At 70.1% G+C, this 23857-nt stretch carries 14 protein-coding genes; 9 read left to right on the top strand and 5 right to left on the bottom strand.

Going from position 1 to position 23857, the window contains the following annotated elements; genetic code table 11:
- The first annotated feature begins 23 nt into the window (after nt 1-23).
- A complete protein-coding gene (locus IB242_RS09655; RefSeq protein ID WP_192278560.1) occupies nt 24-503 on the top strand; it encodes a DUF4442 domain-containing protein in 480 nt (159 codons plus the stop codon).
- Here IB242_RS09655 and IB242_RS09650 read toward each other — a convergent pair.
- The gene (locus IB242_RS09650; protein WP_192278558.1) at nt 479-1840 is read right to left on the bottom strand and encodes a hypothetical protein; all 1362 of its coding nucleotides are present in this window, start codon (nt 1838-1840) and stop codon (nt 479-481) included. The genes IB242_RS09655 and IB242_RS09650 overlap by 25 nt on opposite strands.
- An 80-nt stretch (nt 1841-1920) precedes the next feature.
- On the opposite strand from IB242_RS09650, the gene IB242_RS09645 reads away from it, so the two are divergent.
- The 5 genes from IB242_RS09645 (at nt 1921) to IB242_RS09625 (ending at nt 10049) form a co-directional block, all read left to right on the top strand.
- A complete protein-coding gene (locus IB242_RS09645) occupies nt 1921-2595 on the top strand; it encodes a DUF502 domain-containing protein (protein WP_192278556.1) in 675 nt (224 codons plus the stop codon).
- Nucleotides 2592-3374 (top strand): queuosine precursor transporter, encoded by a 783-nt coding sequence (locus IB242_RS09640; protein ID WP_192278554.1) that lies wholly within the window; start codon nt 2592-2594, stop codon nt 3372-3374. Before IB242_RS09645 ends, IB242_RS09640 begins: the two co-directional genes overlap by 4 nt.
- Nucleotides 3375-3467: 93 nt before the next feature.
- Nucleotides 3468-5291, top strand: coding sequence for a DUF885 family protein (locus IB242_RS09635; protein WP_192278552.1), 1824 nt, complete (start codon nt 3468-3470; stop codon nt 5289-5291).
- 259 nt (nt 5292-5550) lie between these two features.
- Entirely contained in the window at nt 5551-6453 is a 903-nt protein-coding gene (locus IB242_RS09630) for an ABC transporter ATP-binding protein (protein WP_192279257.1), read from the top strand.
- Nucleotides 6454-6455: 2 nt separating this feature from the next.
- The gene (locus tag IB242_RS09625; protein WP_192278550.1) at nt 6456-10049 is read left to right on the top strand and encodes a M1 family aminopeptidase; all 3594 of its coding nucleotides are present in this window, start codon (nt 6456-6458) and stop codon (nt 10047-10049) included.
- A 1104-nt stretch (nt 10050-11153) separates the two neighbouring features.
- On the opposite strand, the gene IB242_RS09620 is transcribed toward IB242_RS09625, so the two are convergent.
- Nucleotides 11154-12752, bottom strand: coding sequence for an NAD(P)/FAD-dependent oxidoreductase (locus tag IB242_RS09620; protein WP_192278549.1), 1599 nt, complete (start codon nt 12750-12752; stop codon nt 11154-11156).
- A gap of 123 nt (nt 12753-12875) precedes the next feature.
- On the opposite strand from IB242_RS09620, the gene IB242_RS09615 reads away from it, so the two are divergent.
- The 3 genes from IB242_RS09615 to IB242_RS09605 all read left to right on the top strand — a co-directional run bounded on the left by IB242_RS09615 (nt 12876) and on the right by IB242_RS09605 (nt 19022).
- Complete coding sequence (locus tag IB242_RS09615) at nt 12876-14324, top strand: CHASE2 domain-containing protein (protein WP_192278547.1); 1449 nt, start codon at nt 12876-12878, stop codon at nt 14322-14324.
- A 406-nt stretch (nt 14325-14730) separates the two neighbouring features.
- Nucleotides 14731-16830: a M13-type metalloendopeptidase gene (locus IB242_RS09610; RefSeq protein WP_343237116.1), complete on the top strand. Its 2100-nt coding sequence runs from the start codon at nt 14731-14733 to the stop codon at nt 16828-16830.
- Nucleotides 16831-17015: 185 nt separating this feature from the next.
- Nucleotides 17016-19022: a M13 family metallopeptidase gene (locus IB242_RS09605; protein ID WP_192278543.1), complete on the top strand. Its 2007-nt coding sequence runs from the start codon at nt 17016-17018 to the stop codon at nt 19020-19022.
- A 253-nt stretch (nt 19023-19275) separates the two neighbouring features.
- Here the strand turns inward: IB242_RS09605 and IB242_RS09600 are convergent, their stop codons facing one another.
- From IB242_RS09600 to IB242_RS09590, 3 genes are all read right to left on the bottom strand, one after another.
- Nucleotides 19276-19794 carry a GNAT family N-acetyltransferase gene (locus IB242_RS09600; RefSeq protein WP_192278541.1) on the bottom strand — a complete coding sequence of 173 codons (519 nt, stop codon included), beginning with the start codon at nt 19792-19794 and terminating at the stop codon, nt 19276-19278.
- A gap of 67 nt (nt 19795-19861) precedes the next feature.
- A complete protein-coding gene (locus tag IB242_RS09595; protein WP_192278539.1) occupies nt 19862-20308 on the bottom strand; it encodes a hypothetical protein in 447 nt (148 codons plus the stop codon).
- 137 nt (nt 20309-20445) lie between these two features.
- Nucleotides 20446-23694 carry a discoidin domain-containing protein gene (locus IB242_RS09590; protein WP_225540373.1) on the bottom strand — a complete coding sequence of 1083 codons (3249 nt, stop codon included), beginning with the start codon at nt 23692-23694 and terminating at the stop codon, nt 20446-20448.
- Nucleotides 23695-23857 lie beyond the last annotated feature (163 nt).

The raw sequence follows: 23857 nt of genomic DNA, 5'->3' as shown, positions 1-23857 counted from the left end.
CCTCGCCACGCCGCCCCCCTTCGATGAAAGCCTCGACGTTCCGCCTCGGCCTGAACCTGTGGCCGCCGTTCCTGTTCACCGGCATCCACGTCGCCCGGATCACGCCCGACTACCGGCACGCACGCGTCGAACTGCGGATGCGGCCGTGGAACCGCAACTACGTCGGCACCCACTTCGGCGGCAGCCTGTTCGCGATGACCGACCCGTTCTGGATGCTGCTGCTGATGCACCAGCTCGGGCGCGACTACTACGTCTGGGACAAGGCGGCCGAGATCGAGTTCGTCAAACCCGGGCGCGGCACGGTCGCCACCGCATTCGACGTGGACGACACGCTGCTCGCGCAGATCCGGGCCGCCACCGACGGCGGCGCCAAATACCTGCACTGGTTCGAGAACGCGGTGACCGACGCCTCCGGCGAGGTCGTCGCCCGGGTCCGCAAGCAGGTCTACGTGCGGCGCAAGCCGGATCGGCGTCCGGCTCAGGGCGCCGCGGGCGCCGGCTGAAGGCGGCTGCCGGGGAGCGGGATGCGCCAGACGTCGTCGGCTACCGACTGTTTCTCACGGTGTGAGTACAGCGGCGTTCCCAGCGTTGCGCCCTCTGCATCCACGCGGAGCGGCCGTGCCGCGCTGGTCATGTCGACGGGCAGCGCGGCAAGGGCATCGGCATCGATCGGCCCCGGGCGCGCGCGCAGCCACAACAGTGCCGACAACGTCCGCAACTGTGCCTCACTGTCCTGGAACCGAAGTCCGTAATCCACGTAGGCCGGTGCAGCGATGTCGGCCAGGATGCAGCCGGCAATGTTCGATGCACAGGCCAGCGACCAGCGCGACGGTGGCCCGGACGGGTCCACCAGCGGCGCATCGGACTCGACCAGCGCGGCGGCGTGATCGCCGCAGAACCAGGTGAATCGGGGGGCAATACGCGCAGCGCTGCGCTCGCCGTCCAGAACGACCCAGCCAAACATGCCCTCGATACCGGCAGATGCATCACGCGTGTCGGCCACGATCTGCCTCATGCCGCTCACCGACCAGCGCCCCTCCGCGGTCATCGCCCGGCAGGTCGCCTGCTGGGTCTGCAGTGGCCGGGACAGCGCAGCTGCACACGCGTCGGGAAGCGGGTATGTCCGGGGCAGCTCGGCCAGCATCGACGCCAGCAGTTCACCATGCCCCCGGACCAGAGCGACGCCGAGCATGCTGCCGATCAGATTGTCGCCTGCGTCGATCAGCACGCGCCCCTGCGTGATCCCCTTGCACGTCCCTGCCAATGCCAAATCGACTTCACCCGTGGCAAAACGCAGGGCATTGCGAGTCAATGGCCGCAACGACCACTGATAGGACGGTAACGGCATGTCCGGGCGGAAGGGAAACCGGTTCTGGAAATGGTCGTAGACCAGCAGCGCCTCTACCCGGTCCACCAGTTCGCGGTCGCGATCCAGCAGGGCCGCATAGTCCTCCGGTGCGGCACGGACCTGCTGCAGGCAGTCCGAGTCACGTGAGTGACACCACTTCGGATCATCGCGCCCGCTCCGCCCCAGGACAGGCCAGTGCTCCCGCCCGCTTCGCCAACGCCTGCGGCCCTGTCCATCCGGCTGCGCAGCCGCAAACAGTGCGACATCAGCGGCCAGCAAGGGCTCGCGCTCCGCATCCGGCATGTCCAGATCCAGCGTGTACAGCGCCGCCGATCCATCCCGGTCGCCGACATGCTGAGGCCGGTCGAGCAGCGCCAGCGCGCTGGCCTCCTCCGCGCTCGGGCCAACCGCACGCGACGCCAGATACACCCCCAGCCCCAGCAGCAGAACGCTGGCTGCCACGATCACCAGACTCTTCAGAACCGCCCGCATCATTCTCCCGATCCCTCCGGTGAACACCGCCTCCTTGCGTGCCCCAGCATAGCTTCGGCGGGCGCTACAATGCGCGCGCCATGTCCCCCGACCACGCCCAGCAGCGGGCCTCGCTGCAGAAACTCTTCTTCACCGGCCTGTTGACCCTGCTGCCCATCTGGCTGACCTGGGTGGTGGTGAAGTTCGTCTTCGTGATGCTCTCCAGCATCAGCACGCCGTGGGTAGGGCCGCTGTCCGAGCGCATCGCGCAGGGCTTTCCCGACGCGCTCGGCTGGGTCAGCGCGCTGTGGGTGCAGAACACCATCGCGATGCTGGCCACGGTGCTGGTCATCGTCGGCGTGGGCCTGCTGACCCGGCGCGTGATCGGCCAGCGGCTGCTCGGCTGGTTCGAGGCGGTGATCGCGCGGGTGCCGCTGGCCAACATCATCTACACCAGCGCGCGCAAGCTGCTGGACATCCTGCAGACCAAGCCGGGCAGCACCCAGCGCGTGGTCCTGATCGATTTCCCCCACCGCGACATGAAATCGATCGGCCTGGTCACCCGCGTGCTGCGCGAGGAAGGCAGCGGCCGCGAGCTGGCCGCGGTCTACGTGCCGACCACGCCCAATCCGACCTCGGGCTACCTGGAGATCGTGCCGGTCGAGCTGCTGACGCCGACCGACTGGACGGTCGACCAGGCGATGAGCTTCATCATCTCCGGTGGCGCGGTCGCCCCCGAGACGATGCCCTTCACCCGGGCCGGCGACCGGGTGTGAGCGCCCCGGCCGCGCGCACGCTGGACGACCGCGCGGTCCGCCTGTTCATCGCGCTGGCGGCGTTCTTCTGCGTCAATGCGGTGCTGGCCGAGTTCATCGGGGTCAAGATCTTCGCCCTGGAGGACACCCTCGGCATCGCGCCGCTGGAATGGAACCTGTTCGGCCAGACCGGCTCGCTGAGCTTCACCGCCGGCACCCTGCTGTGGCCGGTGGTGTTCGTGATGACCGACACCATCAACGAGTTCTTCGGCAGACGCGGCGTGCGTTTCATCTCCTGGGTGGCGGTCGCGCTGATCTCGTACGGCTTCGTGTTCGCGTTCGCCGCGATGGCGCTGGCCCCGGCCGGCTGGTGGGTCGGCGCGGCGCAGGCGCAGGGCGTGCCGGATTACCAGGCGGCGTTCGCCGCGGTGTTCGGCCAGGGCCTGTGGACCATCGCCGGCTCGATCGTGGCCTTCCTGGTCGGCCAGCTGATCGACGTGTCGGTGTTCCACCGGATCCGGCGGGCCACCGGCGAACGCCACGTCTGGCTGCGCGCCACCGGCTCGACCGCGGTCTCGCAGCTGGTCGACAGCTTCGTGGTGATCTGGATCGCCTTCGTGCTCGGCCCGCAGCAATGGCCCACCTCGCTGTTCCTGGCCGTCAGCACGCTCAACTACGGCTACAAGATGCTGTTCGCGATCGCGCTGATTCCGCTGCTCTACCTGATGCGGCGTGCGATCACGCTGTACCTGGGCGCAGACCGCGCGCGCCAGCTGCGCGGGGAAGCGGCCGCCGGCTGAGCGGCGTCCGCAGGTGAACCGATGCCGCCGCCGGGGCTGGCCTGCACCGCCACGATCCGGCAAGCTCGGCGCCCGGCTTCACAGGAACACCGCATGCCTGCACGTCCCCTCCGCTGGCTGTCGGCGGCGATCGCCGTCGCCCTGCTGCTTCCGCATCCGCCCGCCGAGGCGGCCCCACGCAGGCAGTCCACGCAGGCACGCACCGCCCCGCTGCAGGACAAGGCGGCCCGGCTCAACCTGCTCTACGAGGAGTACTGGGACGCCTCGCTGCAGCTCAATCCGCTGCAGGCCACCTTCCAGGGCGACCCGCGCCACGGCGCCTACCTGCCGAACTTCCTGTCGGCGGCCTACCGCCAGCAGGTCCACGAGTTCACCAGCGACTGGCTGGCCCGCGTCGAGGCGATCGGCGAGGACGGGCTGGGCGGCCAGGATCTGCTGAGCTACCGCATCTTCGTGCGCCAGGCACGCAACGCGCTCGATGGCGAGCGCTTCCCCGGCTGGATGCAGCCGGTGACCCCCTACAACAGCCCGGCCACGCTGGTGGCGATGCTCGGCTCGGGCACCAGCGCGCAGCCGTTCGAGACGGTGCAGGACTACGAACGCTGGTCGCAGCGGGTGATCGGCGTGCCGGCCCTGTTCGACCAGGCCATCGCCAACATGCGCGAGGGCATCACCGCCGGCGTGGTGCTGCCGCGGCCACTGGCCGAGAAGCTGCTGCCGCAGCTGGATGCGGTGATCCGTTCCGCCGCGGAGGACACCGTGTTCTGGGCGCCGGTGCGCAACATGCCCGAGAGTTTCGCGCCGGCCGACCGCGAGCGGCTCACCGCCGAATACAGGCGCATGATCGAGAACCGGCTGATGCCGTCGTACCGGCGGCTGCGCGGTTTCATCGCCACCGAATACCTGCCCGCGGCCCGCACCAGTGCCGGACTGGGCGCACTGCCCGGCGGCGCGCAGTGGTACGCCTGGCAGATCCGCCAGGCCACGACCACCGATGCGGCGCCGGCGCAGCTGCACCAGACCGGCCTGGACGAGGTCGCGCGGATCCACGACGAGATCGCCGCGCTGATGAAGCAGACCCGCTTCCGCGGCAACCGCGCGAAGTTCTTCCGCTTCATGCAGGAGGACAAGCGCTTCCGCTACGCCGACGAGGCCGCCGTGCTGGCCAAGTACGCCCAGCTGCAGGCCACGGTGCAGTCCCGCATGGGCGGGCAGTTCATGCATTTCCCGGGCGCCGGTTTCGAGATCCGCCCGGTCGAGGCCTGGCGCGCGGCCGCCGCGCCGGCGGCGGCCTACGCGCCTCCTGTCGGCGACGGGCCCGGCGTGCTGCAGGTCAACACCAGCGCGCCGGCCACGCGCCGCAGCTGGGAGGCCGAGGACCTGTTCCTGCACGAGGGCCTGGCAGGGCACCACCTGCAGCTGGCGCTGCAGCAGGAACTGGGCGGACTGCCGCGCTTCCGCCGGCTCGGCGCAGAGACCGCCTTCACCGAGGGCTGGGGCCTGTATGCCGAATCGCTGGGCAGCGAGCTGGGGCTCTACCAGGATCCCTACGCGCGCTTCGGCTACCTGCACAGCGCCCTGTTGCGCGCGGTGCGGCTGGTGGTCGATACCGGCCTGCACGACCAGGGCTGGAGCCGCGAGCAGGCGATCGACTACATCCAGAAGAACTCGGCCGCCAGCCAGGCCGATGCGGTTGCCGAGGTCGAGCGCTCGATGGCCCTGCCCGGCCAGCCGCTGGCCTACAAGGTCGGCGAGCTGAAGATCGCCGAGCTGCGCGAGCGCGCCCGCAGCGCGCGCGGGCCCGGCTTCGACGTCCGCGCCTTCCATGCCGAGGTGCTGAAGGACGGCTCGGTGCCGCTGGACGTGCTCGAGGACAAGATCGACGCCTGGATCGCCAGCCCGCCGGCGACGCCCTGACCCGACCTCCGGGCCCACCGGTTCCCCATGTCGCCGCGCCGGCGTCCGATCCGGATGTCGGTGCGTGCCGTGCGCGACGATGGGGACTTTCCGACACGCCGCGACCCGCGGCGCCATGAATCGTCGAACACCCCTGCGCCGACGACGACGCGGCCTCACAGCCGATGCCCAGATCCACGGGCACCGTGACTTCCGCCAGGCTGAATCGCCATTCATCTTCGTGCATGCTTGGGATCTTCCCCAAGGAGCGATGACGACCATGCTGGCGATCCGCGATCTGTCCAAGACCTATGCCAACGGCGTGCAGGCGCTGAAGGGCGTCACCCTCGACATCCCCCGCGGCATGTTCGGCCTGCTCGGCCCGAACGGCGCCGGCAAGTCGAGCCTGATGCGGACGATCGCGACGCTGCAGGAGGCCGACAGCGGCAGCATCCGGCTCGACGACCTGGACGTGCTGGCGGACAAGACCGCCGCGCGCCGCCGGCTGGGCTATCTGCCGCAGGAGTTCGGCATCTATCCGAAGGTCTCGGCCGAGGCGATGCTCGACCACTTCGCCGTGCTCAAGGGCGTGACCACGCGCAAGGAGCGCAGGGAGCTGGTCGAGGCGCTGCTGCGCCAGGTCAATCTGTGGAACGTGCGCAAGCGCAAGCTGGGCACCTTCTCCGGCGGCATGCGCCAGCGCTTCGGCATCGCCCAGGCGCTGATCGGCCAGCCTTCTCTGATCATCGTCGACGAACCCACCGCCGGCCTCGATCCCGAGGAGCGCAACCGCTTCCTCAACCTGCTGGCCGAGATCGGCGAGAACACGGTGGTGATCCTGTCCACGCACATCGTCGAGGACGTCACCGACCTGTGCCCGCGGATGGCGATCATCGCCTCCGGCCAGGTCCGCCTGAGCGGCGAGCCGCGCGAGGCGATCCGCTCGCTGGAAGGCCGGATCTGGCGCAAGACCGTCGACAAGGCCGCGCTGTCCGACCTGATCCAGCAGCACGCGGTGCTGTCGACGCGCCTGGTCGGCGGCCTGCCGGTGGTCCACGTGCTGGCCGACAGCGCGCCCGGCGAGGGCTTCACCGCGGTACCGGCCAACCTGGAGGACGTGTACTTCGGCGAGCTGCGCAAGGTCGCGCTGGCCGCGGCTCCGGCGCCGGCGCAGGTGGCCTGACCATGCTGCGCCACATTCTTTCCTTCGAACGCCGGCTGCTGCTGCGCAACGGCGTGTTCTGGATCGTCGCCTCGGTGTATGCCCTGCTGGGCTTCGGGATGATGGCCTCCGACGACATCAGCTACGGCGGCGGCGTCGGCAATGTGCTGCGCAACGCGCCGGTGGTGATGATCAACCTGCTGGCCGCGCTGAGCATGTTCAGCGTGCTGCTGACGACGATCTTCGTCGCCGGCATCGCGCTGCGCGATTTCGAACAGCGCAGCGCCGAGCTGTTCTTCGCCACGCCGATGCGCAAGCGCGACTACCTGCTCGGCCGCTTCGGCGGTGGTCTCACCGCCAGCCTGCTGGTGATGCTGGCCGCGGCGCTGGGCCTGTGGCTGGGCACTCTGATGCCGTGGCTGGATGCCGAGCGGCTGGGGCCGACGCCGTGGAGCGCCTATGCCTGGTCGTTCGGCGTGCTGGTGATTCCCAACCTGCTGTTCATGTCGGCTCTGCTGTTCCTGCTGGCCACCCTGACCCGGTCGATGCTCTACACCTACATCGGCGTGATCGGCTATTTCGTGCTGGCGACGGTGGCCGACTACAGTCTGAGTGACCTGGACAGCCGCTGGATCGGCGCCCTGCTCGACCCGCTGGGCACCACCGCGGTCAACGAGCAGACCCGCTACTGGTCCAGCACCCAGTACAACACCCAGCTGCCCGAACTGACCGGCCTGCTGCTTGGCAACCGGGCGCTGTGGCTGGGCGTCACGGTGGCGCTGCTGGCGGTGGCGTTCCGCCTGTTCCGCGCCGACCGCGAGGGCCTGGTGCTGCGCCGGCGCAAGGCCGTCGCGGTCCAGCCCGCACCGGTCTCGCCGATCGTCGCACCGGGCGCCGACCTGTCGCTGCCCCAGGTGGCGCTGCGCGAGGGCCCGGCCGCGCGCTGGACGCAGTACCGCCACCTGGCCTGGTTCGACATGCGTGGCGCACTGGGCGGCGCACCGTTCCTGGTGATGCTGATCCTCGGCCTGCTGATGATCTTCGCCGGGCTGAAGTTCGGCGCCAGCATGTACGGCACCGAGCTGTATCCGGTCACGCGCCTGATGCTGACCACGCTGAACGGTGGCATGAATCTGTTCCTGCTGATCATCGTGACCTTCTACGCCGGCGAACTGGTCTGGCGGGAGCGTAGTCTGCGCGTGGCCGAGGCCACCGACGCCTATGCGCTCCCGGACTGGATTCCGCTGGCGTCCAAGCTGACATCGTTGCTCGGTGTCATCGTGGCTTTCCTGCTGGCAGGCGTGGCGTTCAGCGTGTTCTGGCAGTTAGCCTCCGGATACACATCGCTGGAACCGTTGCTTTACATGAAGGGAGTCACCCTAACGACACTGTCGTTCCTGCTCGTCGCGGTACTGGCGGTGTTCCTGCAGGTGATCAGCGGAAACAAGTTCATTGGCTACCTGCTGATGATCGTGTATCTCGTCGCAGCTGCCGGCATGGCGATGCTGGACTTCGACCATCCCCTGTACCGCTACCGTAGTTCGTCGCAGATTCCGTATTCGGACATGAATGGCTACGGCCACTTCATCGGGCCACACCTATGGTTCCGTGCGTACTGGGGCGTGTTCGCGGTGATGCTGCTGATCGTGGCCCTGCTGGCATGGCCGCGAGGCACCTCGCTCAGCCTAGGCGACCGCCTGCGCCAGGCGCGCGCCCGCCTGCGTGCGCCGGTCGTCGCGACGCTGTGCATCGGCATGCTGGCCTTCGCCGGCCTGGGCGGCTGGATCTTCTACAACACCAACGTGCTCAACGACTACGTGCCGGGCGATGTCGCCAAGGAGCGCGCCGCCGAGTACGAGAAGACCTACCGCCAGTACCGCGACATGCCCAAGCCGCGCATCGCCGCGATCCGGGTCGACGTCGACATCTTCCCCGAGCGCCGCGAGGTGCAGCTGCGCGGCCACTACCGGCTGGAGAACCGGACCGGCACGCCGATCGAGGAACTGCACGTCAGCCTCAACCCGGAGATCGAGGTCACCAGGCTGGAGTTCGGACCGCATACGGTGGTCAAAACCGACGATGTCTACGGCTATACGATCTATCGCCTCGACACGCCGCTGGCTCCTGGCGCATCGATGGACTTCGACTACGCGCTGACCAGCCGTCCGCATGGCTTCCCCGCCAACGGCGGCGGCACGTCCGTGGTCTACAACGGCACGTTCTTCAACAACTACGCCGCCCTGCCGCAGTTCGGCTACGACGAGAACCGGCAGCTCAGCGACCGCAACGACCGGCGCAAGTTCGATCTGCCGGTGCTGCCGCGGATGAACCCGATCGACGATCCGCGTGGTCGCCAGGCCAACTACATCACCGACAACGGCAACTGGGTCGAATTCGAGACCACGGTCTCCACCAGTGCCGGCCAGATCGCGCTGGCGCCAGGCGACCTGCAGCGGGAATGGGAAGAGAACGGCCGCCGCTACTATCACTACCGGTCCGACGCGAAGCTGCTGCCGTTCTTCTCCTGGCTGTCGGCGGACTGGGCCGTGGCCAGCGACCGCTGGAACGACGTGAAGATCGACGTCTACCACCACCCGGCGCATGCCTGGAACGTGCCGCGGATGATCGATGCGTCGAAGAAGTCGCTGGACTACTTCAGCCAGCATTTCTCGCCGTACCAGTTCAGCCAGTTCCGGATCCTGGAGTTCCCGGGCTACAGCTCGTTCGCGCAGGCGTTCGCCGGCACGATCCCGTACTCGGAGTCGATCGGTTTCGTCGCCGACCTGCGCGATGCCGAGGACATCGACTACGTGTTCTACGTCACCGCGCACGAAGCCGCGCACCAGTGGTGGGCGCACCAGGTGGTCGGCGCCGACGTGCAGGGCGCGACGATGCTGTCCGAGTCGCTGGCCCAGTACTCGGCGCTGATGGTGATGGAGCGCGAGTACGGCCGCGACAAGATGCGGCGCTTCCTGAAGTACGAACTGGACCGCTACCTGGCCAGCCGCATTTCCGAACGCGTCGAGGAACTGCCACTGGCGCTGAACGAGAACCAGCAGTACGTGCACTACAACAAGGGCTCGGTGGTGTTCTACGCGCTGCGCGACGCGGTCGGCGAGGACACCTTGAACCGCATCCTGGCCCAGTTCCTGCGCGACTGGGGCTTCAAGGGACCGCCCTACCCGACCACCCGCGACTTCATGGCCGCGCTGTATGCCGGCACCGAGGAAAAGCACCATCCGCTGATCCGCGACCTGTTCGAGCGGATCGTGTTCTGGGATCACCGCGTCACCACCGCCGAGGTGCGCAAACGCGACGACGGCAGGTACGCGGTGACGCTGAAGGTGCACGCCGACAAGCTGTCCACCGACGGCAAGGGCAAGGAGACCCAGGAGCCGGTGGACGTGGAGGTCGACATCGGCGTGTTCGCGCGCCCGGACGGCGGCAAGGAGTCCGACGAGACCGTGCTGTACCTGCAGAAGCACCGGATCACCGCCGCCGACACCACGCTGGAGCTGGTGGTCGACGCCCTGCCGTACGAGGCCGGCATCGATCCCTACAACAAGCTGATCGACCGCAACTCCGAGGACAACCGGAAGAAGGTCACGGTGCTGTAACGCATCCGCGCGCGACCGTCATCGCACCGCCGCGGCACCATCTCGCTTCGGACATGGCGGTCGCGGCTGGGGCCGCTCCTACGGGAGCGTTGGCAGGATCCTGACGGCGATAGCAAGCCTGCCGTTCCGTAGGAGCGCGCTGGAGCGCGACCGTCATCGCACCGCCGCAGCGCTACCGCGGCTCGGGCATTGCGGTCGCTTAGATGGAAGCACCCCGCGTGGCCCCGCGGTGATCGAAGGCCGGATCTTTCGTGGGCGCGCGCGCGGACTGACCACCATCGCACCGCCGCACGCCGCTGCGGATTCCGGCGTGGCAGTCGCGGCCGGGGCCGCTCCGACGGGATCGTTGGCAGGGTCCAGGCCTGTCGTCCCGTAGAAGCGCGCTGGAGCGCGACCGTCATCGCAACGCCGCAGCGCTACCGCGGCTCGGGCATTGCGGTCGCTTAGATGGAAGCACCCCGCGTGGCCCCGCGGTGATCGAAGGCCGGATCTTTCGTGGGCGCGCGCGCGGACTGACCACCATCGCACCGCCGCACGCCGCTGCGGATTCCGGCGTGGCGGTCGCGGCCGGGGCCGCTCCTACGGAATCGTTGGCAGGATCCGGCGGCGGTCGCAGGCCTGTCGTCTCGTAGGAGCGCGCTGGAGCGCGACCGCCATCGCACCGCTGCAGCGCTACCGCGGCTCGAGCATTGCGGCGCTCCGATGGAAGCACCCCGCGTGGCCCCTGCGGTGATCGAAGGCCGGATCTTTCGTGGGCGCGCGCGCGGACTGACCACCATCGCACCGCTGCACGTCGCTGCGGATTCCGGCGTGGCAGTCGCGGCTGGGGCCGCTCCTACGGAATCGTTGGCAGGATCCGACGGCGATCGCAGGTCTGTCGTTCCGTAGGAGCGCGCTGGAGCGCGACCGTCATCGCACCGCCGCGGCACCATCTCGCTTCGGACATGGCGGTCGCGGCTGGGGCCGCTCCTACGGGAGCGTTGGCAGGATCCGGCGGCGATCGCAGACCTGTCGTTCCGTAGGAGCGCGCTGGAGCGCGACCGTCATCGCAGCGTCGCAGCACGGCTGCGGATCCAGATGCATCGGTCGCGGCCGGGGCCGCGCCTACAGGTCGCCGAGCACCACCTGTGCGGCGTTGTGTCCCGGTGCGCCGGTGACGCCGCCGCCGGGATGGGTGCCCGAGCCGCACAGATACAGGCCAGGCAAGGCGCCGCGATAGCCGGCCTGGCCAAGCATCGGCCGGGCCGAGAACAGCTGGTTCAGGCTCAGCGCGCCGTGGAAGATGTCGCCGCCGACCAGACCGAACTCGCGCTCCAGGTCGAGCGGGCTCAAGGCCTGACGGCCCAGCACCGAATCGGCGAACCCCGGCGCGTAGCGCTCGACGGTGGCGATCATCAGGTCGGCGACCTCGTCGCGGTGCGCATCCCAGCTGCGACCGTCAGGCAGCGTCGGCGCGACGTGCTGGCAGAACAGGCTGGCGACATGCCGCCCCGGCGGCGCCAGCGAGTCGTCCAGCGTCGAGGGGATCAGCATCTCCACGATCGGCTCGCGCGACCAGCCATGCGTGCGCGCATCGCGCCAGGCGCGATCCATGTAGTCCAGGTCCGGCGCCAGGATGATGCCGGCGGTCAGGTGCTCACCGGGGCCCGGCAGTGCGCTGAAGTCCGGCAGCCGCGACAGCGCCACATTCATCCGGAACGTGCCCGAGCCGCAGCGCCAGTGGCGCATCCGCTCGCGCGTGGGCTCGGGCACCTCGTCCGGCGCCAGCAGGCGCTCGTACAGCAGTTTCGGATTGACGTTGGCGACCACCGCGCGGGCACGCAGCTGCTCGCCCTCGCTGGTTTCCACGCCGACCACGCGCCCGCGCTCGACCAGCAGCCGGCGCACGCCGCAGCCGGTGCGGATCTGCGCACCCGCCGCCGTCGCCGAGGCCGCCATCGCCTGGGTGATCGCGCCCATGCCGCCGATCGCGTGGCCCCAGGCGCCCTTCACTCCGTCGACCTCGCCGAACACGTGGTGAAGCAGCACGTAGGCACTGCCCGGCGCGTACGGGCTGGCGTAGTTGCCGACCACGCCATCGAATCCGAACAGCGCCTTGAGCGGCGCGCTCTCGAACCAGCGGTCCAGATACTCGGCCGCCGAGATCGTGAACAGGTCCAGCAGGTCCTGCCGCAGCGTGGCGTCCAGCCCGTGCAGGCGCTGGCCCAGACGCGCGCCGCGCAGCAGTTCCGGCAAGGCCTTCAGCCAGCCGCCATCGGTGACGTTCGGCGGTGGCTGCAGGGCCAGCGCGCGCAGCACGTCGGCGATCGCCTCCAGCCGTGCCTCGTAGGCCGGCAACGCCTGCGCATCGCGCAGGGAGAACTTCGCGACCTCCTCGGCGGTACGGCCGGCGCCGGTCAACAGGTAGCGGCCGTCGGGCAGCGGCAGGAAGTTGTTGCGCCGGCGCTGGACGATGCGCAGGCGGTGGCCGTGCAGGTCGAGGTCGGCGATCACTTTCGGCTGCAGCAACGACACCGTGTAGGACGCCACCGAGTTGCGGAAACCCGGATGGAACTCCTCGGTCACCGCCGCACCGCCGACCACCGGCCGGCGCTCGAGTACGGTGACGCTGCGTCCAGCCCGGGCCAGATAGGCAGCACAGACCAGGCCGTTGTGGCCGCCACCGACCAGAATCACATCGCGTTGCGAGGCATCGTTGCGCATCGCGCAGGTATACCACCGGCGTGCCTATACTGCCGCCACAGGGGGCCGGCGCAGGGGACGACGCATGGCCAGCGGGCGTGGCGGGGTTTCATCCGGTCCGGTGCAGACGGGGCCGGCACGCGCATGACCGGCGGACGACGGCCGCCCGCGCGCGCGCTGTGCATGCTGGTGCTGGCGGTCTGCGCCGCACTGGCGGGCATGGCCGCATGGCCGGCCACGGTCGACGACCGGGCTGCCGGCCTGCTGCAGCGTCCGGTCGCGCGCGCCGACGTGGTGATCGTCGCGCTCGATTCCGCGCTGCCGGACCCCGCGCGGACCTGGCCGCGGTCGGAGCTGGCCATGCTGATCGAACGGCTGCTGGCGCAGCAGCCGAACGCGCTGGTGGTTGACGCCCCGCTGTCCGGACACGGCGACGCCGCTGCCGACAGCCGGCTCGCCGCGCTGCTGTCCGGGCCGCCGGCAGTGATACCGACGCTTCCCGACGCGGCCACGCCGCTGCCGCCTGCACTGGCCGCGGTCGCGCGGCCGGGCCATGGCCTGCTTCCGCGCGATGCCGATGGGCGCGTGCGCCACTACCTGCCGCTGCTGTACGACGACACCGGCACCGCGTGGCCGGCACTCGCCGTCGCCGCGACCGCCGACGCGGCGCCGCCGACCACGGGCATGCCACCGGCGCGCTGGCGGCTGCCGGCCAGGGCAGCCGAGGTCCCGGTGTACTCCGCACGCGCCCTGCTCGACCGCCGTGCGCCGCTGCCGCCCCTGCGCGGACGCTGGATCGTGGTCGGGCCGATCCAGCCGGGCGGCGCCGCCGTGCTGCCGGGTCCGGCCGGCAGCGCGCCGCGGCATCCGGTCCAGTACCAGGCACTTGCCCTGCAGGCCTTGCTGGACGACGCGATGCTGGTGCCGCTGTCGGCGCCGATGCAGGCCCTGCTGTCGATCGTGCTGGTGCTGCTGGTGCTGCTGCCCGCCCCGCCCGGCCGGCGCTGGCTGCCGCCCGCCGCCGGCATCCTCGCCACGCTGGCGCTGGCCTGGTGGCTGCCGCGCGGGCCGGGCCTGTGGTTCGCGCCGGCCGCGACGCTGGTGCTGCAGTCGCTGGGCCTCGTCGCCTGCCTCGTCCTGCAGCATCCAGCGTGGAGTGGGTTGGCCGCACGTCGCCACCTGCTGGCCAGGCTGCGCCGGCTGCCTGTCGGCGGCGAGGGCGCGCATGCGCTGCTGACGATCGAACCGGCCGACGACGGCAGGCGCACGCGGCGACGCTGGCACTGCCTCGTCCGGCTGTTGCCAGCGCATGCGCGCCGGCCCGCGGACCTGGTCGCCCGCCTCGGCCCACGGCAGGTGGCCCTGCTGTTACCGGCGACGTCGCACGACGCGGCGCAGTCGATCCTGGACGCCATCCGCGGCGAGGCGGCCTTCGCCGGCCCCGCGCACCGCGATCCACCGCTGCAACTGCACGGCCGGCTCTGGGTCTGCGACGGTGGCGGCTGCGGCTGCATCGCCCGGTTGCAGACGCAGGGTGCCGGCCCACGCCAGCGCGGCCGGTCCGGCGATGCGGTCCCGCGCGGCCCCGGCTAGGCCACCAGCACCATCGCCGGATGCACCGGCGGCGGCCTGCGGTGCCGCCAGTCCCGCCCGCCATCACCGCGCAGGTGCGGACCCGGCCGAGTCCAGCACCCGGGGTGGCGCGGCACGTTGGCGAGGCCCGCGCACCAGGCGCCCGGGCCGGCCGGCACGCGGGAACGGGTCGCCGATGCCGGTGATGCACATGCCCCCGGCCGGCCTCCAAGGGGATGCCATCCGCATCGTCCCTGCGTCGCATGGCCGGCGCCGGGCAGCCATGCCGGTGCCGATGGCGGCACCATCCCGCGGCTCCCATGACGTCCGGCATTCCCTGCCCCCCGGACACGGGCGTACAGTCGCGGCCACCGTCCCGTCCCGGGGCGCTTCCACATCGCCCGCGACCGCGGGCCGGAGACCGTTCGTGAAGATCCGCACCCCACACGCTCTGCTGCTGCCGCTGGCCATCGCCGCGACCCTGGCCGCCTGCTCCAAGCCGGAAGACAAGGCGCCGGCCGCCGCCGCAGAGTCCGCGCCGACCGAGACCACGTTCCATCTGGACGAGAGCAAGCTGCCGGCCTACAACGCCTTCCACGCGTCCGATCTGGACACCACGGTCGACGCCTGCACCGACTTCGGCGCGCACGTCAACGGCAAGTGGCTTGCCGCCAACGAGATCCCGAGCGACCGCACCAGCTGGGGCGCGTTCACCATCCTCGACGAGCGCTCGGTCGCCGTGCAGCACCAGCTGGTCGAGCAGACCGCGGCGATCAAGAACCCCAACCACATCGAGAAGATCGTCGGCGATTTCTGGGCCACCGGCATGGACGAGGCCACGATCAACGCCCAGGGCATCGAGCCGCTGAAGGCCGACCTGGCCGTGATCGACGCGCTCGCCGACAAGGACACCATCGCCGCCTGGCTGCGCACCAGCGCGTCCAAGGGCGAGAACATGCTGTTCGGTTTCGGCGCCGAAGCCGACTTCAAGAACTCGGCCATGAACATGGCCTATGCGATGCAGGGCGGCCTGGGCCTGCCCGACAAGACCTTCTACATCGATGCCGACAAGGCCGACAAGCTCAAGGCCTACGAGGCGCACGTGGCCAAGGTGCTGGAGCTGTCCGGCGTGCCGGCCGCCGACGCCGCCAAACAGGCCGCCGACGTGGTCGCCTTCGAGACCCGCCTGGCCAAGGCATCGAAGTCCAGCGTGGAGCTCTCGCGCGACGTCTCGCTGTACTACAACCCGGTCAGCCTGGCCGATGCCGACGCCCTGACCCCGAACTTCAGCTGGACCGAGTTCTTCAAGGCGCAGGGCGTGGCCGTTCCGCAGACCTTCTCGCTGGCGATGCCGTCCTTCCACGAGGAAGTGAGCAAGGCCCTGGCCGACACCGATCCGGCGATCTGGCGCGCCTACCTGCGCTTCCACACCGTCGACGGCGCCTCGCCGTACCTGAGCGATGCGTTCGTGCAGGAGAACTACGCGTTCTACGGCAAGACCCTCAACGGCCAGGCCGAGATCAAGCCGCGCTGGAAGCGCGTGCTGGGCACCATCGAGGAAGACGCGGGCGAGGCCTTCGGCCAGCTCTACGTCAAGGTCGCCTTCTCGCCGGAAGCCAAGGCCAAGATGGAAACCCTGGTCGGCAACCTCGCCGCCGCGCTCAAGGAGCGCATCGAGGGCCTGCCGTGGATGAGCGAGGAAACCAAGGCCAAGGCCATCGCCAAGTGGGAGACCTTCACCCCGAAGATCGGCTACCCGGACAAGTGGCGTGACTGGAACGGCCTGAAGACCAGCCGCGACAGCTACCTGGCCAACGTGCGCGCCGCCACCGAGTTCAACTACCGGTGGAACCTGTCCAAGATCGGGCAGCCGGTGGACAAGACCGAGTGGGGCATGACCCCGCAGACGGTCAACGCCTACTACAACCCGCTGCAGAACGAGATCGTGTTCCCGGCCGCGATCCTGCAGCCGCCGTTCTTCGACCCCAACGCCGACGACGCGCTCAACTACGGCGGCATCGGCGCGGTGATCGGCCACGAGATGACCCACGGCTACGACGACCAGGGCGCGCGCTTCGGACCGACCGGCAACTTCGAGAACTGGTGGACCGAGGGTGATTCGAAGAACTTCGCCGGCCTCACCGACAAGCTGGTCAAGCAGTTCAACCAGTACAAGGTCGGTGAGCAGGCGGTCGACGGCCACCTGACCCTGGGCGAGAACATCGCCGACCTGGGCGGTCTGGCCACGGCCTACGACGCGCTGCAGAAGGCCAGCGCCGGCAAGGACGATCCGAAGATCGACGGCCTGACCCGCGACCAGCGTTTCTTCGCCAACTGGGCCACGGTGTGGCGCACCAAGTACACCCCGGAGAACGCCAAGATCCGCCTGGCCACCGACCCGCACGCACCGGCGCAGTTCCGCGCGTCGGGCGCGCCGTCGAACCTGCCGGCCTTCGCCGCCGCTTTCTCGTGCTCGCCGGGAACGCCGATGGCGCGCCAGGGCGACGCCCAGGTGGTGATCTGGTAATCGCGCAGCCGTCATGAGCGATGCATGGGGCCCGGCTTGTCCGGGCCTCATGCGTTGCGGCGGCCGTCGATCCGCGGCCAGCACTGCCCCCTGCTGGACACCGCACGGCCGTGAACGCCGGGCGCTGCGGCCGCGGATGCGCTTGCTACACTTTGCGCCACCTTTCGCATGGCCCGCCCACGATGATGTCCACGCCCCGCCCGCTCGTGCTCGCCCTTGGCCTCGGTCTGGCCGCTCTGCTGACCGCCCCGGTGGCCGATGCCCAGCGCAAGCGCGCCGCCCGTGCGCCGGCGGTGCCGCCGCAGTGCACCGATTTCTACGCCCAGGCCAACGCCGACTGGCTCAAGACCAATCCGCTGGCCGATGGCGTGCAGGCCAGCAGCGCGCTGGCCCAGCTGAGCGAGCGCAGCCTGCTGCAGCAGCGCGACCTGCTCAACGATGCGATGAACGCGCCGAAGAACGAAGTGCAGACCCGCCTCGGCGACTTCTGGGCCAGCGGCCTGGACGAAGCCGCGGTCGAGGCCGACGGCAGCAAGCCGATCGCGCCACTGCTGGCGCGCATCGACGCGATCAAGCGGGCCAAGGACGTACCGGCCGCGATCGCCGCGCTGCACCAGGTCGGCATCCCGGTGGCGTTCAACTTCGCGCCGGACGTGGACCTGAAGGCGCTGGACCGCCACATCGGCTACTTCATGCAGGGCGGCATGGGCCTGCCCGACCCGGCCTTCTACACCCGCAACGACGCCGACACCCAGGCCCTGCTCGTCCGCTACCGCGAGTACGTCAGGCAGGTGCTGACCCTGACCGGCAGCACGCCGGCCAAACTGGATGCCGACACCCAGGCGGTGCTCGATATCGAGACCGCGCTGGCGCGCAAGGCGCAGTCGCTGGCCGACCTCAACAATCCCTTCCGCACCTACACGCCGGTGGCCGTGACCGACGTGGTCAAGCGCTACCGCAACCTGCAGCTGGGCGCCTTCCTCGAGGCCCAGGGCGTCAAGGACGACCTGGTGTCGCTGCCGGACGCGGCGCTGTTCGCCGAACTCGATGCGATGGTCACCCGGGTCAAGCCGGAACAGTGGAAGGCCTACCTGCGCTGGCGCGTCGGCGATGCGATGGCGCCGTACCTGTCCAGGAGCTTCCGCGACGCCAGCTTCGGTTTCCGCGGCCAGGTCCTGGCCGGGCAGACCGCGCAGGCGCCGCGCTGGCAGCAGGTGATCGAGGCGATCAACACCGCCGCCGGCCCGATGCTCGGCCGCGAGTACGCCGAGCGCTACCTGGGCGCCGATACCCGCCGCCGTGCCGCCGCGACGATCGACGAGATCCGCGACGCGCAGATCGCCGCGATCGAGGCCAGCACCTGGCTCAGCGCCGAAGCCAAGGCCGAGGCCCGCACCAAGCTGCAGGAACTGAAGATCGAGGTCGGCACACCGCGCCGCGACCTGGACTACAGCGTGCAGCCGATGGGTCGTGGCAGCTTCGGCGGCAACATCCTGATCGCCTCCACCTGGCGTCATGGGCAGGAGATGAAGCGGATCGGCAAGGGCAACGCCGACCGCCGCTGGGACGTGCTGCCGCAGCAGCCGGCCCTCGCCTACGACATCGCCCAGAACCGCCTGATCGCCACCGCCGCCGTGCTGCAGCCGCCGGTGCTCGACACCAACGACACCGCCGCGCTGTACGGCGGCTTCGGCGCGCTGGTCGGCAACCAGCTGACCCGCGCGGTCGACGCCAAGGGTTCGCTGGTCGATGCACGCGGCGAACTGCGCGGCTGGTGGACGCCGGCCGACAAGGCCGCCTGGGGGCAGCTGGGCAACCGCGTCGCCGCCCAGTACGGCGCGCTGGCCTATCCGGGCCTGTCGGCGGCGAAGGTCAACGGCGCGCTGGTGCAGGAAGAAGCCCTGGCCGACCTGGCCGGCCTGGAACTGGCCTGGGCCGCGTATGCCAAGGCGCAGCCGGACGCCAAGCCTGCCGAGCAGCAGAGCTTCTTCCGCGCCTGGTCGCGGCTGTGGGCGCAGCAGGTCTCGCCGAACGTGGCCACCGAGCGTCTGACCGCCTCGATCCACGCACCGGGCCCGCTGCGCAGCGATGTGCCGCTGAGCAACCTGCCGGCGTTCGGCAAGGCCTTCGGCTGCGCCGCCGGCCAGCCGCTGCAGCGCGCCGAGACCGACCAGATCCGCGTCTGGCGCTGAGCGCCAACGGCTGATCCCGCCAGCGGCCCGGGGCGCGATGCGCTCCGGGCCGTTGTCGTTTGATGGCCCCGTCGCATGCACGTTGTGGTGGCTGGAGCGCGCCCGCATCGGCACCACGGATGCGATCGCCGCACACCGCACCGGCGCGGCGATCGTCCCGCGTCAGCGGCCTACTTGCCTGCGAGGCGGCAGGCGACGGTGCTGCGGACGCGGCAGCAGCCACGCCTGACGCTTCCGCGCGCAGATGCGGCCCTCACGCCGGAAGCTGACGGTAGAAGTAGCGCGTGGCCTGGAGGATGCCGGCCGGATCGCTCGCGTAGCCGGGAATGGTGCCGACCTCGACCCAGCCGCCGCGCCGGTACATCGCGTCGGCCGGCGAGTCGACCACCGTATCGAGCACCAGCAGGCGCAGTCCGCGCTCCTGCGCGTGGCTCTCGGCGACCACGAGCAGACGCGAACCCAGGCCCTGCCCGCGCGCCGCACGCGCCACCATCATCTTCTGCAGGTCGCCACGATGCCTGCCGTTGCTGCGCTGGCAAGGCGCCAGCTGCACGCTGCCGACCACCCGCCCGTCCTGCTCGGCGACCCACAGCTGCAGCGCGTCGCCGAGCGCGTCGCCGACACCGGCCCAGTACGCGGCCAGTGCGGCATCGTCGTCGTGCCCACCGAAGCCGACCGAGCCGTTGCCGTCGATCACGTCGCGCAGCAGCGCGACCAGTCCGGCGCGCAGGTCATCGTCGATATCGTGGATGCGGCGGATCGTGGCGGGCATGTCGAAGACCTGTGGACGGCCCCCCATTCTGCAACCGGCGCCACCCGGCGCAAACCCTGCGACAGCCTCAGTCGGCGAACATGATCTGCGCCGGATCGCGCACGGTGACGTGGGTCTGGTAGTAGTACCCGCCGCTGCGCCGGCCATCGGATTCGACGAAGGCGATCCTGACCCGGCGCGCCTGCCCGTCGACCAGCAGCCGGCGGTTGCGCAGGTCGGCCAACGGCAGTTGCAGGCGTGCGGCCACCTGGTCGGCGACCGTGGTCGGCATCGCGATCGTCAGATTGGTCTGGTGCCGGTAATCGCGTTCTGAGTTGAGGTAGGTCCTGTCGTCCTGCGTCCCGATCGCGCGCACCGTCAGCGCGAAACGGCCGCGGATGCCGAACACCGGATCATCGTTGGCCGCCTGCACCGCCTCGACCGGCTGGATCCAGCCGCTGCGCCGTTCCGGCACGCTGCCGCAGCCGGCGATTCCCACTGCCAGCAGGCAGCCCATCATCGACATCCGTGTCATCCAGCCCACTCCTTCGATGCGTTCGCGCGAGTGTCGCCGATCTGCGGCGCAGCCCACCATCGCGGCACGGTGACAGCCCGCGGCGGCGCGATGCCTGCGCTCACGCCGACCGCAGGCATCACCGGCCGAGGGCCGCCTCAGCGCGCTTCGATCCGGACCCGTGCCGGCGCCTTCGTCACCCGGACCGCGCCATCGTCCAGCGCCGCCGGCTGGCCATCGATGCTGACGGCGCCGGCTTCGGTGTCGTACGGCCACGGCAGCACCAGGCCACCGGGCGGCAGCGCGGTGCCGGCCGGCACATCCAGCTGCAGCACACCGTCGCGGCGACGCAGCGTGTACGACAGTTCGCCATGCGGCGTGCGCAGCCCGGAGATCGCGATGCCCTCGCCATCCAGCCAGTCGGCCGGCACGCCCGCGGCCAGCACCAGGCTGTCGTCGCGTTCGCGGGTGTAGGCGAACATGTCCAGCGCCGAACGCACGAAGTCCGAGGCCACCCAGGCATGCGGCAGGTCGCCGACGAAGAACGGGGTGCGCGGCGTACGCGACACCACTTCGGCCCACTGGTTCCAGGCCTGCGGCACGCGGTCGGCGAAGAAGTATTCGGTCGCGCTCCAGGCCCGTTCGCGCCAGCCCAGGCGCACGAACGCGGCCACGTTGCGCCACTCGTACGGCGTGTAGTCCTTCCATTCGCGGGTGCCGGCACGACGCTGCTCGAACTGGCTCCAGTAACGCTCGAAGGTGCCATGCAGCAGCTCGCGCGGCAGCCAGTCCTGCTCGCCGCCCGGCGCCAGCGCGATCGTGGTCGAGGTCGGGTCGAAATCGCCCAGCTCGGCCGCGCCTGGCAGGTAGTCGATGCCGTGCTGCTGCGTCGCCGCCAGCAGCGAGGCATGCAGGTCGTCGCGGAACTGATCGCGCGCCGCACGCATGCGCACGGCCTCGTCGGTCTTGCCCAGCGCCTCGGCCACCTCGACCGCGTCCTTGTAGCCGCGCAGCGCCCAGAAGTTGTCCCAGTACGAGTGCATCGGCTTGGCCGAATAGCCTTCGTGGCTGATCGACACCGGCATCATTCCGTAAAAGGCCGGATTGCGGGCGCGGTTCCCCTCGGTGCGCTCGCTGGCGCGCAGCTGCTCCATGTACTCGAACGCGCCGAGCACGTGCGGCCACATCGACGCGAGGAACACACCGTCGCCGGTGTAGCGCCAGTACTCGGCGATGTTGAAGATCAGCTCGCCGTGGCTGTCGTTCTCCGGCACCGGATCGCTGCCGCGGTCGTCGACGCAGCACGGCACCATGCCGTTCTGGAACTGGTACGGCGCATACCACTCCACGTAGTCGCGCACGACCTCGGGGCGGCCCAGCCGCAGCAGGCCTTCGGAGATCATCGCGCCATCGCGGATCCAGCTGCGCGCGTAGGAGCGCGTGCCCGGCTGCAGGCGCGGGCCGATCCGGGAAATCAGCATGTGCGCCAGCGCCGTGCGCAGCGTGTCGGCGAGCGGCTTGCCCGCTTCCGGCACGCCGATGCCGACCTCGTCCAGCTTCGCGTGCCAGTCGCGCGCGACCGCCTCCTGCCAGGCCTGTGCGTTCCAGTCGCCGGACTTCAGCGGCATGTCGCCGGTCATCGGAATCAGCAGGTCGACCTCGCGCGACTCGCCCGGCGCCAGCCGCATCGCGTAGACCAGCGCACCGGAGGCCAGCGCCTGCGGGTCGTCGACGCTGGTCGTCGCCGGCAGCGCGTCGGCGGCCAGATGCTCGACGTCGAGCCCGCCATCGAAGGTCGAGGCGAACACCTGCTGCGCCGGCTGCCGTGCGAACACGCGCGGCCGCCCGTCGACGCTGATCTGGTTCGGAGTCAGGGCGAGCGTGCGCAGCGGGCTGTAGCCGCCGATCGTGTTGAGGAACTGCGCCGGCGGATTGACCTGCAACGGCCGCACCGCCAGCGCCAGCCGGTAGTCGCGCGGCTGCGTGCCGGTGTTGCTGAGCCGGTAGCGCGCGACCAGCTGAGACTGCTCCGGCGTGCCGCGGGCGAAGCCGGTGACCTTCAGCGCCAGCGCCTGGTGCGACCAGTCAACGCTGGGGATCGGCAGGTAGTCGTCCTGCAGCGACTGCCGCGTCTCCACGTCGGCCCAGCCCAGCAGTGCCCCGTCGACCTGCACGAACGGCTCGATCGAGAAGCCGCCCTTGGCGACCTCGATCGCACCGTCCTCGCCGATCAGGCCCTGTTCGCTGCCGCCATCGAGGCCGAGGATCGTCCAGTACGGCTGCTCGCCGCTGAAGCCGCGCGGCAGCCGGCCTTTCGGCAGATCCGCGGCGACCGCCTTCAGGAATTCGTTCGGGTGGCTGGAGAACGCCAGCGGCTGCACCTCGACCTCGCCCAGCGCGAAGCCCGCGTCGGCGGCAGCAAGATCGAGGCGGATGTAGCGCGCCTCCGATTCCGGCAGCGACAGCCAGTCCAGATCGCCGCTGCGGCCCTGCGCGCCCGAGACCTCGCGCAGCTGCCGCCACTGCGCACCGTCGTCCGAGACCGACACCGTATAGCCTGGCGGTCTGCGCCCGTCCTGCCAGGCCAGGCGCAGACCGCCGAACTCGCGCGTGCGGCCCAGATCGAGCTGCAGGGTCTGTGCGCCGGCCCCCGCCTCCCATGCCGTGGCGCGGTCGCCATCGGCCGCCAGCGCGGCGTTGTCCGGCGTGCTGTCGGAGGTGGTCGCCGTGGATGCCAGCGGAGCGCCGTCATCGGCGGGCAGCGGCTCGAGGGTGAGCTGGTCGAAGCAGACCGAGCCCTTGCCGCCGGCATTGTTGTAGATCGTGAACTCGACCTTCTGGCTGCTGCGCAGGGTCCTGTCCGGATCCGGGCCCCAAGCCTTGTCGATATGCCGCTTGCGGTAACGAACCTCCTGCCAGGCCTCCGGGTAGTCGTAGCGCGGCCGGTTGACCCACCACACGTTGTCGCCGCTGGCATCGATCAGCTTGAACTGCAGATCGTTGGCCGGCGAGTCGCCACGCAGCTGGAAGCCGAAGCGATAGTTGTCCGGATACTCCAGCGGCAGGTCGCGCTGGATGCCGACATGGCCGGACACGCCGTTGTAGTCGTAGTCCAGGCACAACGCCTTGCCTTCCGCGCCGTCGACCTGGCGCAGCGTGCCGCTGACCTGGTTGGAGGTGACCACCCGCCAGGGCGTGATGTCCTCGAAATCGTCGAGTACGCGGATGCCCTGCCCTGCGTCGGTGCCCGTTGCCGTTGTGTCGCCATTGCAGCCGGCCAGCGCAGCGGCGATGGCCAGAACGCCGAACGTCAGCAGCGGGCGGCGATGCGATACGGCCCGGGAAGCGCGCGGGCGCATGTCGGTGTCGGCAGGCGCGTGCGGCGTGCGGATGTCGAGGATCTTCATGGCGTTCGTGGTTCCGGAAGTCGGGACGTGACGTGCGTGATGCGTTGAAGCGGAAGTTGCAGGCGGGTCGTGCGATGGCGGCTACCGGCTCGATGATCGTCGCAGCCTGATGCTGCCTCGCGGCGTGTTCGCCTGATACGGGCGCAACGGGTCCGTCATCTGC

The sequence above is a fragment of the Xanthomonas sp. XNM01 genome (assembly GCF_014851915.1).
In the GTDB taxonomy this organism is placed as follows: domain Bacteria; phylum Pseudomonadota; class Gammaproteobacteria; order Xanthomonadales; family Xanthomonadaceae; genus Pseudoxanthomonas.
The sequence above is the reverse complement of the archived record's forward strand: the minus strand, read 5'-3'. Positions and strand labels throughout refer to the sequence as shown.